The sequence below is a fragment of the Paenibacillus paludis genome, assembly GCF_042610515.1.
Lineage (GTDB): Bacteria > Bacillota > Bacilli > Paenibacillales > Paenibacillaceae > Paenibacillus_AQ.
In genome coordinates, this window is the sequence record NZ_JBGJZP010000016.1 from 113,121 (window position 1) to 127,972 (window position 14,852).

A 14,852-nucleotide genomic window follows, 5' to 3' on the forward strand; every position below is an offset into this window, starting at 1 on the left:
TAAATTTTTTTCTAAAACGCACCCTATGTAATTAATGAGTTCAATTTTATAACCGGCTTCTGTAGTCTGCTTAAGACATCGTTACCATGCGTATGTTAAAGCAAGACGCCCCCTCCTTATCATGTAATACGAGGGGGTGAGAAGAACATGGTTGCAATTGTTATAAAATACAACATGGGCTATCCCAAGTCTTTATCAAAGACTTTTAAGGATAGCCCTTAATTTCAATTCAAGGACAGCCGATTGCAGAATAGGCTCAGCAATGCGGCAGCTTCCTGCCTTAAAAGGGGTTCGTTTGACTGGTAGTCCAAGGTTCCAGCGGAATTCCGTGCAATTTCCGGCCCGTACATGCCATTATTCACAATGTACTGCACGGCATCCAAGGCCCAAGGCGCCGTGTCCCCCGCAAGCTTGATACCGGATGATTTTGTCATATTCACTCCGGCTATCATCGCCGCTCGCCACATCACAACAGCAGCCTCCTGGCGCGTAATGGCCGAAGTGACAGCAAAGCTCTGTTCCGGGCCGCGCCCTTGCACAAGCCCCAGCTCAATGGCTTTCTGCACATAGCCCAAGTAGTCCTTCTCTTCCAGTTGGCTTGTTAACGACGTGTTTTTAGAAGGGGCCATCCCTGTCAAATGCATAAGCCCCGCAATAAACTCTGCCCGGGTCATTTCTTGCTCCGGATGAAAAGCGCTGTCTCCTTTAGGAGTCAATACACCGAGCTGATCGGCTTCATGAATCCATGACGTATAAGGATGCTCATTTCCCACATCCGTATAGACGTTGGGTTCAGGAACTTTTTTCGCCCAACTATCCATCTTATTGTAAAAGGCATATTGGGTACCATTGGAATTGACTTTAAAAGCCGCCTTATTCCCGAGCTCATCTTCAAACAACAAGGGAGCTATTTCCCGGAGTGTATGCGAGCCATAGGGGTCCTTGATTTTCAGCTTGCCATCATCCGTAATGGAAACCTGAAGAATCCAAAATGGAAGCCGCAGATCCTGATAAACCCCTGTCAGTTGGCCTAGTTCCGCTTGGGATGCGCCTGGAGTGGAAGCAGTTGTTGGTGTTCCCGGATAATAATGATCCATAAAGGCTTTGAAAAACGCCTCCCGCAAATCCGGGCCGTCACTGTTAAAAATAACGAAACCGCCTACTTTCTGTTCCGGCATAAGCCACATCCATGAATGATAGCCCGGCAAATCCCCGCCCTTACCTATGACTCGCTGGCCATTGTAGCTATTTTGATAAAAGGATTCAAAGCCGTAGCCTGTGCCAGAGACCTGCGGATGAATTTGATGATGGATTTGCTGCATATCCTTAACCGAATCCCGGCTTAAAATTCGATTCCCTGCCAGCTGTCCGTCATTCAACTGCGCGATCATAAATTTGGCCATGTCCCTTCCGGTGGAGAACATGCCGCCATCCGGTGACTCAGCGGGCCTGGACGGATATTCGGGTATCGGATCTTTTTGGGCCGTATAGGGTACAGCCAGATACTTCCGCAGCTCGGGCGTCAGCTTAAAGCTGCTGTTCCCCATGCCAAGCGGCTTGAAAATATGCTTCTGAACATATTGGGCAAACGGAACTCCGGACAACCGCTCCACGATATACCCCTGCAAATTAAAGGCATAGTTATCGTACCGGTAAGCTTCACCGGGCTCCCGAATAATGGTAGGCGCATTTTCCTTAATGAACTGATTATTGGGGACTTCTTTTGCTGAGCTGCCAGCACTATCCGTATAATCAAATCCGGAGGTGTGAGTCAACAAATGCTCCATGGTGAGTGTTTTATTGGTTTTGTTGACAATTTCCAAGTCTCCCAGATAAGTTTGGAGATCTGCTTGTAAATCAATGGCTCCCTGTTCGGCCAGCTGCATGACAGCTGTTGCGGTGAACAATTTGGAAATGGAAGCAACACGGAATACGGTCTTTTCCGGATCAATGGGCTTCTTGCTGCTGATATCGGCGTAGCCGTAGCCCTTTTCAAGCAAAACCTGATCATTCTTTACTAAAACAACAGCAGCCCCTGTAAGCTGCTCCTTGATTTTCGGCTGATTGAAGAATTGGTCTGCAAAAGCTTCCACTTCCTTCGCTTCCGTTGCCCCGGTGGCTTGTTGTTTAAGGGCGGATGCAGATGCTATCGGCTGCGGGACAAACGAAGCTATAAGCAAACTGCTTAATACGGGCAAAAGAACTTTCCGATGTACGAATGTACGAATATACATTAGATTGCCTCCTGTTTTTGAATGTCTAGATGAATGTGTCGCATCGGCAGCAAGAGGTCCGTTGATATTATTAATCGCCTTAACTGCCTATTCTTTTGTGAGCTCGCCAAGCTGTAATAACGGCAATGACACCACTCCTTTTCATGTATTGCGGGTTGATCCGGGACATCCCCAACCTAACAGAAGCATTGTCATAAAGCCGAGTGACAACTCGTCATAACTTTCATACGACAAGAAAAAGCCGGGGAAAAACAGGAGTGAGTCCCTGAATTTCGCGCGGCTCTTAGCATGACTTTTTAGGCTTTATTACGACTATTTAGGCTACAGGAATACCCTTGTCGATATAAGCCATCAGCGTTTGAACATACATTTCCCGATTGTTCAGAATCTGCTTAAGAGGCACAAAACTGCTGGCGTATCCGCATTTTTCAAAAACATCCTCGATAAAGCCGTGGTTCCCCTTTTCGCTCAAGCGGTAATCCGTTACACCGTCGCCTCTGAAATGATTGTGTGAATGGACCTGCGTAAAATCTCTCCCGTTAGCCCGGCGAAAAACCAATAATCATAATCCGGTTCGCCCAGGCATTCCATAACGAAGCCCGCACAGCCGTTAAACCAGTAATTTCCTCCGTAATGTGGCGTTACCATTGGATGAATCTTAGGCAATCTGTTATTGCTTGCTTTGACTTCCATCACCAATGCTCCTTTTTTGACATTAATTTTCGGTGTGGATTTTAGCTGGCCTGACCGTTTGAGCCGATGAAGATTGGAGCGGGCTGCCCAAGGTGTAAATCCATGTTCATATAAGGAAAATTCACTCCGCAATACCGCACCTCGCCGTTGATCACAACCGAAAAATGCTTTTCGCCGATAATCCAGGAGAGCGTATTGTATTCATCATATTTGATCATTCCGATTTCAGGAAAGTTCTGAAAGTGTAGCGATTTGCACATAGCTACAACCTTTTGCTTACCGCTTAATCCGTTTTAACTGGCTGGAAGTCATTATCTGTGAAGGAGCGGTGTCAGGAGGTTATCATATGTAGTAAAGCACCTACCGCATTTGGACAGGTGCTTTTTATTGATTATGACTTCCGTACTGGCCTAATATACTTAAAAAACCGTTCCGGATTAAAATAAAAGTAAATTATTCTACCGGGAGAAGTATCAAAGCAGTGACCAGTGCCTGCAAAATCAAAAGTTGCCATTGCCTTTTCCATCTTTTCCTCCACACTACGATTTTCCTGCTCATAATCGAATGGCCCATGTTCAAAAACAATATACTCGGCTTCGGGAACATCAATCATAAGCATTTGTGGTGGTACTTCGCCTTTATAATCAAAAGGAAGACGTGCACCATGACACTCTGTACGTGGTATACCCCAATCGCAGAGTCTGCCGTCCGGGTCGTTAATGTACGCCATAATCTGACCGCTGCCGCTGTTAGATTCGCTCCCACCATCGTCATCCAATTTGCCCTTGATACTATCGAGTAAGCCGCAAATTGTTTCGCAGTCCTGTCCCGGAATAAGGCTTTGCTTTTGCCAAAAATCCCAATACCCATTACTCTCATAGTTTTTAATGTGCAAGAATTTGTGTGCGGGAATGGTTACAAAATAAATTTTAACATCATCTGTAGATTTCATCATACCAATCTCTCCAAATCCGAAAAAGTAGCGGTCGAAAGGGTTTATTTTTGTACGAAGGGCGACAGGCATAGGCTTTTTTCGGTATTCACTTGGAGTTACACCATATGTTCCCTTGAAAGCTCTGGTAAAGGCTTCATGTGATGAAAAACCATAATCAAAAGCAATATCCAAAATGCTTTTTTCACTATCCCGAACCTCTTTTAGTGCAAAGGCTAATTTTCTATGCCGCAGATAATCCCTAAATTGCATACCCGATATTTCCTTAAATTTTCTCGTAGTATGAAATTCGGAATAACCTAACCTGTGAGAAAGAAATCGTAGCGTTATTGCTTCACAGTTACGATTTTTAATACACTCGTCAATTTCATCAACGATTATTTGGATTTGCTTGTGCCACTCGTACATTCGTCGTTCACCTCGTTTCAACCGCTCTATAGTCATTTTAGAGAAATGGAAATTGCATTGCTTGATTCTACTTGCGGAAAAGAGAGGGCATTCCCACCATTCGTGTCAGATGAAATATTAAAATGGCAAGCCGAACAAGCAGAACCGGATAAAATCAACCACGCCATGCGCAATCATCGCTGATGTCACATCCCGCTTCCACTGCAAGTAAGCAAAAGGCAGCCCGAAAATGACCGTGGTCAGTATGACAACAACAAGACCAGAAATCACGCCTTTGCTCATAAAGGCCTCTGGCGTATGAATCAGCACATGCGGAATGACCATCATAAACCAGCAGGTAAACCGCTGCCCCTTCGTAACAATTCTTCCTTGCAGCAGGCTGTAGCAAAAGGCAAAAAACAAGGTTCGCATGGCGATTTCTTCAAGAACTGCCGGATTTAGCGATACGAGAAAGCGTGAAAGCGAAACCTGAACATTGAGCTCGTTATTGGAGAGCATCAGCCCCACATTTACAGCACCCAAAGCCAGCCCGAAGAGCAGCCCCCATATAATACTGCCCGTCACCCCGCCCTTTCCATTCCGTCTCAAAAATTGAACCGGACTCTCCCGATATACTGCAAATGTACTGAATACAGCAAGTGCAGCCATCACGGTAATCAGAAAGCTGCTGATTATGGAGTAGGCACTTCCTTGAAGATAGGATAAGGACACCAGTCCACCCAAAATCAACGAGATACAAATTTGCTTGGCCGACGGCAACCGATGCCGGAAAAGCAGAATAATCGAAAGGACCAGCGACCACACATCCATTACAAGCCACATCCGCTGTGTTGCATTAATATCCCATACCACACTCATATTCAAAATAAAAATAACGACAAATACGACAAACATGATCCATATGCCTCGAAGCGATTTGCCCTTCATACTAGCCCTCCCGAACCCTATGTTGTTCCTCGGCCACCATCATATCGGAATAAGCCGCAGCTTGTCTGTGAGCTTAACAACATTAAAAACCCCGAAAAAACATAAATCCCCCAAACATACACTAAAGAAAATGGACCCTTGACTTTCCTATTATAGGATAGTTTATGATCACTTTACATAACCAGTAAGGGAGTGGAATAATTGGAATCTATTATAGTGAAGGAACTGAGTAAGATTTTTAAAAATGGAAAAAAGGCTTTAAGCAATTTCAGCTTAACTGTTTCACAAGGAGAAATATTTTCTCTGCTTGGCCAAAACGGGGCGGGAAAATCTACATTGATTAACATCCTTACCACTTTCATCTTACCAACTTCCGGTGAAGTTACAATTATGGGACATAATTTAAAGAAAGAAAGCCAAAGCATCCGAAACTGCATCTCCTGTGTCGCTCAACATACATCCATAGACAAACACATGTCACTTAAGGAGAATTTGGAATTTCAAGGCAGACTGTTCAGTCTGGATTCTACCGCCATACATGCTCGCAGTGAAGAACTAATACAAGCCTTCCACCTAACCGAATATTGTGATTACAATGTATCCGAATATTCAGGAGGGGTGGCAAGACGGCTCGATATTGCAATGAGTATGATCTCCCATCCAAAAGTTTTATTTTTAGATGAGCCGACCGTTGGCTTGGATATAGAATCAAGACAGATTTTGTGGCAAATGATTAAGACAATTCAAGAAAAGTTTAACACGACTATATTTTTGACAACTCATTATTTGGAAGAAGCTCAATTATTAAGCAACACAATTTGCATCATGAAAGACGGGCAACCTCTAATTCAAGGTAGCATGGAAGAACTTAGACAATATTTCAGCGAGCCTGTTATTAGAGTTGAGCTTAATACCGTTGATAACATTGCTGCTATTGTAGAACGTTTGAATGCTCAGAATTTTTTCAAACATATAAGAGTCGAGGAAAAGACATTATATATTTCTGTAGATGACAGCTCTGAAGGCTTTGCTAAAACAAATTTATTATTAACCAAGAATAATATTGGATTTTGTGCCATAGAAATTCAAAATCCTTCATTATCCGATATTTTCCTGAAATTCACTAGTAAGTCCATAAGATGAGCTTTTAAATAATTATACGGGAGGAAGTAAAATGAGAACCTTCAGCATTGTCTTAAGAAATGTAAAATGGCGATTCAAAAATATGGAAACTATAATTATGACACTCATACAGCCGTTAATTTGGCTGCTATTATTTACAACGATGTTCCAATCGGAAACGTATGTTGGAGATAATTATACGGCTTATACGCTTCCTGGAATTCTGATTCTCGTGACACTTACATCATCCGGTATGAGCGGAATTTCAAATTACTCCTGGAAATCAGAAGGGATTTTTTATCGGATATTCATCTCTCCTGTAAAAAGAAGCTCTATTGTATTAGGACATATTTTTGATGCAGCTATTTTAACTTTTGTTGAAGTTTTTATACTCCTTATTTTTTCTTTTTTCCTGTCAGTCAAAATAGCAACTGGAATACTTGGGTGCCTACTCATTATTTGTTTAATTTTCTTGTGCGTTTTTTTTGTAGCAAGCCTCTCCTATGCTCTTAGTATGATTTTCAAAACGGAAAATTCCTTTTTAGCCATTGTTAATACATTCATACTTCCCATCTTTTTTGTGAGTACTTCATTGATGTCTTATGAATATATCCCGGCCGCTTTCAAAATCCCAGTATCGGTAAATCCTTTCACATATGTTATAAATGGTATAAGGGATCTGATTTTACAAAACTCTATTGACTGGAACTCGATATTAGGTACTATCTTGTTATTTCTGATCTTGGGCGTTTCGGCATTTCTGCTCGCTTTACATTTATTGAAAACCAGAAATTAGACAATGCTAGGGAGGATTTCGATGCTTAGAATTAGTGACTTTTCCATTCTTTCGCAGTTAAGTACTAAGATGCTTAGGCATTATGCTGACATTGACTTACTTCCTCCGGGCTTTATTGATGAAAGTACTGGCTATCGGTATTATTATGAACACCAGCTAGCAGTAGCTAACAAAATAAACATGTTGAAAACCATGGGACTCAGTCTGCATCTAATAAAAAAGATTTTATATGAATATGATGAGGATATTCATCTGATGAAGTTTTTGAATATGCAAGCGGCACAATTGCAGGAGGAAATAAATGGGAAGCAAGATAAAATATTGTTGATAAACTCCATGATTAAGCACCTAAACGCTCAGAAAGAGTCATCAAAATATACGGTAACGGCAAAGAAAATACCACAACGACGGGTCATTTATTTACGCGCACAAATCAAGCAGTATCAGGATGAAACTCTGTTATGGAAAAGACTATCCAGGATCGTTCATGGCCAGAATGTGCGACTAAGCTATCCGCATTTTAATATAACAGTTTTTTACGAAGAGGATGTTCTAAATCAAAGGATTGATATTGAAGTCCAAAAATGCATTTCAGGGGATTATGAAAATCTGCAAGAAGCAAATATTAAAATAGAAAAAGAACAAACCGTGGCTTCATTTATCTATGAAGGAAATTATAACAAACTTAGTGAAGTGAATGAAACAATCGCTCGATGGATATTAGATAATGATTATGAACTGAACGGCTCCCCTTTTAATATTTATCATATCTCCCCTGAAGAGGCCAACGAAGCTGCCAACTTATTAACGGAAATTTGTTTTCCTATAAAGAAAAAACAAACATCATAGGATAATAAAGAATATTTGACACTCTCGATGAATGTACCCTTTCTTTTTTAATATGACATAAGGTGTCATATTTAAGATCTATAATAGGTAGTAGATCAACGAAAGGAGTAACAAATCATGAACCGGAAAATAATTTTAGATTTAGCAGTTACTTTAGATGGTTTTATTGAAGGGACAAACGGGGAGCTTGATTGGTGCATTATGGATTCTGAGATGGAGTTTATTCATTTCTTAAATCAGATTGACACTATTTTGTATGGAAGAACAAGCTATGATTTATGGGGACAATATACTCCAGGAATTGAACAAGATGATACTGAAAAAGAAACTTGGGCATTAATTCACAGTAAAGAAAAGTACGTGTTTTCCAGGACACAAAAAGGGACTGACAATAAAGCAATATTCATAAATGATAATATTCTTGAAGAAGTAAATACATTAAAAAACACGCCTGGCAAAGACATCTGGCTATATGGTGGAGCAAGTCTTATTACAACTTTTATCAATTTAGGGCTTGTTGATGAATTTAGATTATCTGTTCACCCAGTCATTCTGGGAGAAGGAAAACCGTTGTTTATTGATATTAAACAGAGGTTGAATTTGACAATGGTTAATACAAGAAAGTTCTCCTCTGGTGTTGTGCAACTAATCTATCATTTGAATGAGAACTAAACCAAAAAAAATGAAGCGGGCATACGCCCGCTCCATTCCTTAAGCTTCTGTTTTCCTTAAATCAACCTGCCATATACTGACTTTGGAAAAGAAAATCATAGGTTTCGTTTCTGTTATATAGGTTTTGATGGGTATCGAAAGCTACCACCCTGCCATCTTTTAGAACCATTACCTTGTCGCAGTCCAGAATAGTAGATAAACGATGAGCAATGGAAATCATGGTTTTCCCCGATGAAAGGCTCTTTAGTTCTGTAATGATGTCATTCTCATTTTCGTTGTCAAGAGCGCTGGTACTTTCGTCAAAAATGATGATGTCCCTGTCCTGTAAAAAAGCACGGGCAATCGATAAGCGCTGTCTCTGGCCTCCTGAAAGTTGTACACCCTTTTCTCCGATTATCGTATCCAATTTATTCTGCAAGGTTTCAATGAAGTCATAAATACTCGCTCTGCGGCAGCACTCTATCAATTCCGCATCGGTTGCGCCGGCTTTTGCCAGCAATAAGTTTTCTCTGATCGTCATATTGAAAAGAACGGGTTCCTGCACAACTATACTAACTTTTTCTGACACACTTTCGCTGTTCACCGTATAGATATCAATGCCGCCAATCTGTACAGTACCCCCTTGCGGGTTAATCTGCCCGGTCAACAGTTTAGCGATTGTAGACTTGCCGCTGCCGCTTTCTCCAACGATGGCCAGATGTTCGCCCTTACTCACGGAGAACGAAATACCGTCAAGAGCAAATGCTTCGTTCCCCTCATAGGTGAATCTCAGATTTTCAACGTTTAGATCTGTCCCGTCAATTTTCTTATAGGGTCTCTTGCCTGCTTCTAAATTTAATATCTCGATCACTTTTCCGATATTCACTGAATCATTCTTATAATTCATCATGGAATTACTAATGCTCTCTATGTACCCGAAGAACTGCCCGTAAAAGCTGATAAAAACGAGCAGTACACCGACTTGCGAGTAGCCCTTAATTACAAATAATCCGCCAATAAAGTAGATAAACAGCTGGGTAATGAAGTTTTTCGTGAAGAATGAATAGGTAATTCCCAGATGCAAATAGAGCTGGTTGAGGAACCAAATATGTCTTATTTTCTTGTAGTGTCCGTTTAATTCATCCAATTGTGCGTCTTCAAGGTTGTTGGTCTTAACATCCTTCCAGTTCTGAAAATTCGAGTGTAGGAAGGATTCATATTTAATTTGCAGTTTCCATAGTTCCTCTCCGGTTGTCTTCGTTTTACCTCCCAAAAAATTAACCGTAAATAAAGAGACCGGAACAAAAACAAAACTGAGGAGCGCGATTCGCCAGTCGTAGCATAACAAAATAACCGCCAGCGCAGCAGCGTAAACGACAGCATAGATAAAATCCAATATATGGGTCGTAAAAAAGTTCCCGGCAGCAGTAGAATCGTTTTCAATCCGGCTTCTAACGTCGCCAATGCTATATTTGCTATATACATCATTATCAAGGCTGATATACTTCTTCAGCAATTTATTCTTTATTCTCAGGTCATATTTTAGTATTAACCGGTTGGAAAACCGCTTACTGACCGCAATTCCGATTGTCGCGAACAGGAAAACAGCCAGATAACCGCTGATGACCGGCCACAGCTCGTTCATATTCTTATCTACTAAAACACGATTAACCAAAAACGAATACAAGAACAGAGGGATAAGCCCGAATATTAAGTTCCACAGCTTGAAAAATCCCAGCGCAATCAACGGCTTGTTAATACCGTCTATATCCCGGGTTAATGCCTTAAATGTGTCCAATCGTTTCATACAGCCTCACCTCCTAAACACTGTTCGCTGAATAAGTCTATATACGTTTTATTGTTTCTAATCAGTACGTCATGAGTATCAAAGCCTTTGACAACGCCATCGGCTAAAACCGCGATTTTATCACAGCTTTTAATGGTGGAAAAACGGTGGGCAATGATAATGAGCGTCCGATCCTGTGACATCTCACTCATCACGTTCCGGATAAGCGCTTCGTTCCGGCTGTCGAGGAATGCTGTGGCTTCGTCAAAGACCAGAATCTTAGGATTCTTGACTAGTATCCTTGCGATAGCCAGACGCTGCTTCTGCCCGCCGGATAATTCTTGCCCTTCAGTCCCAAGCAGCGTGTCCAGTCCGTCAGGGAATGTCAGGACAACATCATAAAGGGCAGCTTTCTTAATAGCTTCCATTAATGCGTCATCATTATCCTTGTTGTTGGTAAATGAAAGATTGTAACGCAGGGTATTATCGTAAAGGATGGTCTCCTGATGGACAATCCCCACCTGGCTCCGCAAGCTATGCAGGTTATACTCATTGACATTCATTCCGTCGATCAGAAGCTCGCCGCTGTCAACGTTATATAGATTGTAGAGCAGGTTCCCCATCGTTGTTTTACCTGCGCCGCTTTTTCCGACAATGCCAATCGTGCTTCCCGCATCCACGCGGAGATTGAATCCGTTCAGAACAGGTCTATCTTCGGTGTATCCAAAGGTGACATTGTTAAATTCAATCTTACCCTCCTTTATTTGTTTTGGTGGATGGTTTTCTTTATAATCTTCTTCCTCTTCATTCAATATATCCACGACACGTTGTAAGGAGACTGTCTGTCCCCAGACATCGACAATTTTGCTGTTTATGGAGCTGAAGTAGTTCACGGCAATATTGAAATAGCTTATGGCGGCTACAAAAACGCCGAGCTGCATTTGGCCTTTAACGATGAAATAGGCGCAGATCACAAATATCAACAGCTGTGCGATAAGTGTGATGAACGAATTAAGCCTTTCTGTCGTCACTTCGATTCTTCCGTTTTCCACGTTCATTTTATTGATGGATGTCGTTTTTCTTAAATAAACGCTCCTTACTTTTTTACTTGCGTTAAGGATTTTTATCTCCCGCAAATTTTTCACAATCTCAAATAAGTAAGAGGATAGTTTACCCTGTTCCGCTGCAATGTCTTTGTTGACCTTCTGCGCTCTTGCCTTGAAATATTTTGAGGTAAAAAACACGACGGGAACCAGCACGACCGTAAAAGCCCCCAGAAATATATTGTAGTAAAACATGAAGCAGACAGCGAATAGGATATGCAGAAAGTTGGAGTATCCCCAAAGTCCGCTCCAGAAAATGAGATTCATAATATCCGCGGCGTCGTGGTTCATTCGGCTGATCATATCTCCGCTGTACATCCCGGAGAGGTCTTTCCCTTTTTTATGTAATATCTTTTTGAAGAGAGCCCGCCGTATATCAAAGACAAAACCCGTCATCAATTGCGACGAAATGAGATTGTTTAACGTCGCAACGACAAACTGATTGAAAATGAGTATGCCGGCATAGATTAAGCACAAATTCAAAAAGGCGCTCATGTCTTTATCATAAAAAGCGATATTGATGATTTTCCCGTTTAGGAACGGATAAATAAGATTGATCATCGTCATTAATGTAGTGATTATGAATCCGCATACAAGTACCCATTTGTGCATCAGCATAAATTTAGTGACCCATTGCCTTTTTGTCATAAACTCACCGCTTTCCATATATTCACAAATGGTATCATAGCACAAATGTTCGTATGTGAGAAGCTCAAAAACACCTGCCAATGACAGGTGCTTGTGAATTAATAACAAATTTATTCAGTGGCTCCGCACTAAGCTGAGGTTCCTTGGCTGCCGCTCAGGCCAGCAAGGCGCGGGCCACCTGATCCACAATGCAATTGATGCCTGTCGGTCCGTAGCAGCCGATCCATGTAGCGGCATCCACCGGATATATATGCTGCCGCCTGTCTGCATCCAGCATGCCCCAGACGCTTTGCTCTGTCACAGATATTCCCTCCTGCATCATCTCGTTGCTAAGTAAAAAGTAGTGGTTAGCATGCACAGCCGGTAGTCTGTCGACTGAAATATGATAAGCCGTGTCGGAGGTGTCTGCGACAAATAGCGGAGCAGGCAGACCAAGGTCCCGGTACAGCACGGCGCCTGTCCGATGAGAGGCAGTATGTACCCGAACCACTGACTCACGCGGGCGGATCAGAGCCACGCTTTTCCCCACCAGTACCGGGGCAAGTTCTTCTGACAGTAATGCCGTCCGGCGAATGTAATCCGTAATAATACGTTCCGCCTCCGCACGCTTGCCCGTCAGTTCGCCGAACAGGCTCAGAATTCTCTGCCAGCTCTCATTACGCTTAAACATTATAGTTGGAGCAACCCGGCTTAAGCGTTCATAGTGCTGAGCATGCACCTCGGTACAGATAATCAAATCCGGCTGCAGCCGTTCCACAGCCTGCAGGTCCGGGTACTCATAGGTTCCGAGCATTTCCGTTGCCTTAAGCCTGTCCCTGATATATGGGGGGAAATTTAACGCCGCACTGCCTAGTCCTACACTTCCTGCCGGTAACATCTCAAGCGCAAGCAAATGGTCAGCATATTGAATGTCGAGTACGGCGATCCGCCGCGGAGAAGCGGTAACGAAATATTCGCCTCGCATATGGCATATCACCGGTCCCTGCAGCGACTCGTACGAGCAGGCCAAGCGGTCCGGCAGCCCGGAACAAGCGGAGAGCGCACCGGTCCCGGAAGCGGCAGTGCGCCTGTAGAGCTGTGGGGGAACTCCATAATATTTCTTGAACGCTCTGCTGAAGTAATACATGTCGTGGTAGCCTGTTCTTTCAGCGATTTCGCCGATGGGAGCGTCCGTATGACGCAGCATCCGCTCTGCATTCTCCATCCGCAGCTGGATCACATATTCCATCGGTCCGAGCAGCTTCTCCTGTTTGAACCGCCGCTGCAGCTGTCTCGCGCCGCATCCGGCAAGCGCAGCCAGCTCTTTAAGCTTCAGCTCCTGACGATAATGCCCCGCTATATAGGCAGCTACAACATCCACCATGTCCGGCTCTGCACCGCCCCGGCCGCGTTCATGCTCCATAATAAGCTCATACAGCACTCCTTGCAGCAGTGCATTGGCATGGAAACGTTCCAGCCCCTCTCCCCGGCTCCATTTGGCTACAATCTTGTCCGCCGCCTGATGCAGCTCCGCCGGGAGCACAGGATAGTGAACAAACGAAGTGCGCAGCGGGTGATTACGCTGCGGGAACAGAACATGGGCGGCTCCCGTCATAGGAATTGCCTTGTAGATAATAACGGTATAATGAATGTTTTCTGATCCGGCAGTCAAAGTAAAAGCTGATCCCTTGACAGCGTGACAAGCAAAAGAGGCCCGGATATGGCAAACCTCACCATTCATCACAAGCCCCCCTTCTCCGCCGCCTGCCAGCAGCAACAGATTGGCTGTCAATCCCGTTTCGCTCATAACACCGCCGGGCGGCAAAGTACCGCTGCGCACGTCAAGCGTCTTGATTGTCGTATCACTCCATAAACTTGCCTGCTCTTGCAGCGGCATTCCTCTCATCTCCTGACAATGTTTCTATTGTCATTTTAATTGAGATTCATTCTCATTGTCAATTTTCGGACACTTTACGCAATATTCTCCTGACATCCGGTAATAAAAGCAGCAGGTGATGCGCTTGTTCTTCGCAACCTGAACCAGGTCATTATTCTCTGTAAAACGGGTAAACGGATTCCGCCTTTCACCAAACAGTTGCCCGGGGGCCATCCGGGTCAGGAACGTAAAATCTGCATGCATCCGCTGCCTTTCTTGTCTGGATTCGTCTGCTCCAGGAGAATACAGCGGAGCAATACGCACCATAATATTCTCCCAAAGTACCGCTGTAGAGACGGGGCCAATGGCGGCAAGCGTCTGCAGCAGTGGCGCAAGTCTTACCGCAAAAATCTCCTCTACGACCTCTTCCCGCCACACTTCCCTGTCTTCCGGTGGCGATGCTGCCCGAAGTCCGTTCAGCGTCAGGAAAGGAAAATGTGTATCCACTTTAAAAGCCGGGGAAGCCGGATGATAAAGGAAGCTGTTGTCCAGCGGGAAGGAGACTTCCCGATTATGAAAGGTCATAGCGGTCAGAAGCGGCGCGATCCACAGATAGCCGATCCGCTTGGCCAGCATAGAAGCGGCAACCTGCATATCCGGCGCGCCGATATAATCCTTAAGCCAGCTTACATATTCGCGGCATGCAGCTTCTTCATACAACTGGCTCAGAGCAATAGTACGGACGCTGCCTTTAGGCGGCTCACCTAGCCACAGCCGGTATTCTTCCGCCATTTGCTTCCAGGAGACAGACGACAGATAGTTGTCCAT

The 14,852-nt window shown here is 43.6% G+C and carries 14 protein-coding genes; 4 read left to right on the forward strand and 10 right to left on the reverse strand.

What is annotated here, in order from left to right:
- Positions 1-224 precede the first annotated feature (224 nt).
- From ACAN56_RS25355 to ACAN56_RS25380, 6 genes are all read right to left on the reverse strand, one after another.
- Positions 225-2,234: a serine hydrolase domain-containing protein gene (locus tag ACAN56_RS25355; protein WP_379146215.1), complete on the reverse strand. Its 2,010-nt coding sequence runs from the start codon at positions 2,232-2,234 to the stop codon at positions 225-227.
- A 316-nt stretch (positions 2,235-2,550) separates the two neighbouring features.
- Entirely contained in the window at positions 2,551-2,706 is a 156-nt protein-coding gene (locus tag ACAN56_RS25360; protein WP_379146218.1) for a hypothetical protein, read from the reverse strand.
- An 11-nt stretch (positions 2,707-2,717) separates the two neighbouring features.
- On the reverse strand, positions 2,718-2,927 hold the full coding sequence (locus tag ACAN56_RS25365) for a hypothetical protein (RefSeq protein ID WP_379146220.1): 210 nt from the start codon (positions 2,925-2,927) through the stop codon (positions 2,718-2,720).
- 41 nt (positions 2,928-2,968) lie between these two features.
- On the reverse strand, positions 2,969-3,187 hold the full coding sequence (locus tag ACAN56_RS25370) for a hypothetical protein (protein WP_379146222.1): 219 nt from the start codon (positions 3,185-3,187) through the stop codon (positions 2,969-2,971).
- 131 nt (positions 3,188-3,318) lie between these two features.
- Positions 3,319-4,287, reverse strand: coding sequence for a helix-turn-helix transcriptional regulator (locus ACAN56_RS25375; protein ID WP_379146224.1), 969 nt, complete (start codon positions 4,285-4,287; stop codon positions 3,319-3,321).
- Between the two features lie 117 nt (positions 4,288-4,404).
- Positions 4,405-5,214 carry a hypothetical protein gene (locus ACAN56_RS25380; protein ID WP_379146227.1) on the reverse strand — a complete coding sequence of 270 codons (810 nt, stop codon included), beginning with the start codon at positions 5,212-5,214 and terminating at the stop codon, positions 4,405-4,407.
- Positions 5,215-5,415: 201 nt separating this feature from the next.
- Here ACAN56_RS25380 and ACAN56_RS25385 point away from each other — a divergent pair, with 201 nt between their 5' ends.
- The 4 genes from ACAN56_RS25385 (at position 5,416) to ACAN56_RS25400 (ending at position 8,653) form a co-directional block, all read left to right on the forward strand.
- Positions 5,416-6,357, forward strand: coding sequence for an ABC transporter ATP-binding protein (locus tag ACAN56_RS25385; protein ID WP_379146229.1), 942 nt, complete (start codon positions 5,416-5,418; stop codon positions 6,355-6,357).
- A gap of 31 nt (positions 6,358-6,388) precedes the next feature.
- The gene (locus ACAN56_RS25390; protein WP_379146231.1) at positions 6,389-7,132 is read left to right on the forward strand and encodes an ABC transporter permease; all 744 of its coding nucleotides are present in this window, start codon (positions 6,389-6,391) and stop codon (positions 7,130-7,132) included.
- Positions 7,133-7,153: 21 nt separating this feature from the next.
- Entirely contained in the window at positions 7,154-7,981 is an 828-nt protein-coding gene (locus ACAN56_RS25395; protein WP_379146233.1) for a MerR family transcriptional regulator, read from the forward strand.
- Positions 7,982-8,098: 117 nt separating this feature from the next.
- Complete coding sequence (locus ACAN56_RS25400) at positions 8,099-8,653, forward strand: dihydrofolate reductase family protein (protein WP_379146235.1); 555 nt, start codon at positions 8,099-8,101, stop codon at positions 8,651-8,653.
- Positions 8,654-8,714: 61 nt separating this feature from the next.
- Here the strand turns inward: ACAN56_RS25400 and ACAN56_RS25405 are convergent, their stop codons facing one another.
- The 4 genes from ACAN56_RS25405 to ACAN56_RS25420 all read right to left on the reverse strand — a co-directional run bounded on the left by ACAN56_RS25405 (position 8,715) and on the right by ACAN56_RS25420 (position 14,852).
- Positions 8,715-10,439, reverse strand: coding sequence for an ABC transporter ATP-binding protein (locus ACAN56_RS25405; protein WP_379146237.1), 1,725 nt, complete (start codon positions 10,437-10,439; stop codon positions 8,715-8,717).
- Positions 10,436-12,169, reverse strand: a complete 1,734-nt coding sequence (locus ACAN56_RS25410; protein ID WP_379146239.1) for an ABC transporter ATP-binding protein — start codon at positions 12,167-12,169, stop codon at positions 10,436-10,438. The genes ACAN56_RS25405 and ACAN56_RS25410 overlap by 4 nt, the downstream gene beginning before the upstream one ends.
- 154 nt (positions 12,170-12,323) lie before the next feature.
- Positions 12,324-14,045 (reverse strand): helix-turn-helix domain-containing protein, encoded by a 1,722-nt coding sequence (locus tag ACAN56_RS25415; RefSeq protein ID WP_379146242.1) that lies wholly within the window; start codon positions 14,043-14,045, stop codon positions 12,324-12,326.
- Between the two features lie 30 nt (positions 14,046-14,075).
- The gene (locus ACAN56_RS25420; protein ID WP_379146244.1) at positions 14,076-14,852 is read right to left on the reverse strand and encodes an IucA/IucC family C-terminal-domain containing protein; all 777 of its coding nucleotides are present in this window, start codon (positions 14,850-14,852) and stop codon (positions 14,076-14,078) included.

Excerpts from the sequence above, each read along its gene's own strand:
- ACAN56_RS25355 (WP_379146215.1), bottom strand. The coding sequence starts at position 2,234 with ATGTATATTCGTACATTCGTACATCGGAAAGTTCTTTTGCCCGTATTA.
- ACAN56_RS25365 (WP_379146220.1), bottom strand. The coding sequence starts at position 2,927 with ATGGAAGTCAAAGCAAGCAATAACAGATTGCCTAAGATTCATCCAATG.
- ACAN56_RS25370 (WP_379146222.1), bottom strand. The coding sequence starts at position 3,187 with ATGTGCAAATCGCTACACTTTCAGAACTTTCCTGAAATCGGAATGATC.
- ACAN56_RS25375 (WP_379146224.1), bottom strand. The coding sequence starts at position 4,287 with ATGTACGAGTGGCACAAGCAAATCCAAATAATCGTTGATGAAATTGAC.
- ACAN56_RS25380 (WP_379146227.1), bottom strand. The coding sequence starts at position 5,214 with ATGAAGGGCAAATCGCTTCGAGGCATATGGATCATGTTTGTCGTATTT.
- ACAN56_RS25390 (WP_379146231.1), top strand. The coding sequence starts at position 6,389 with ATGAGAACCTTCAGCATTGTCTTAAGAAATGTAAAATGGCGATTCAAA.
- ACAN56_RS25395 (WP_379146233.1), top strand. The coding sequence starts at position 7,154 with ATGCTTAGAATTAGTGACTTTTCCATTCTTTCGCAGTTAAGTACTAAG.
- ACAN56_RS25400 (WP_379146235.1), top strand. The coding sequence starts at position 8,099 with ATGAACCGGAAAATAATTTTAGATTTAGCAGTTACTTTAGATGGTTTT.
- ACAN56_RS25405 (WP_379146237.1), bottom strand. The coding sequence starts at position 10,439 with ATGAAACGATTGGACACATTTAAGGCATTAACCCGGGATATAGACGGT.
- ACAN56_RS25410 (WP_379146239.1), bottom strand. The coding sequence starts at position 12,169 with ATGACAAAAAGGCAATGGGTCACTAAATTTATGCTGATGCACAAATGG.
- ACAN56_RS25415 (WP_379146242.1), bottom strand. The coding sequence starts at position 14,045 with ATGCCGCTGCAAGAGCAGGCAAGTTTATGGAGTGATACGACAATCAAG.
- ACAN56_RS25420 (WP_379146244.1), bottom strand. The coding sequence starts at position 14,852 with ATGGACAACTATCTGTCGTCTGTCTCCTGGAAGCAAATGGCGGAAGAA.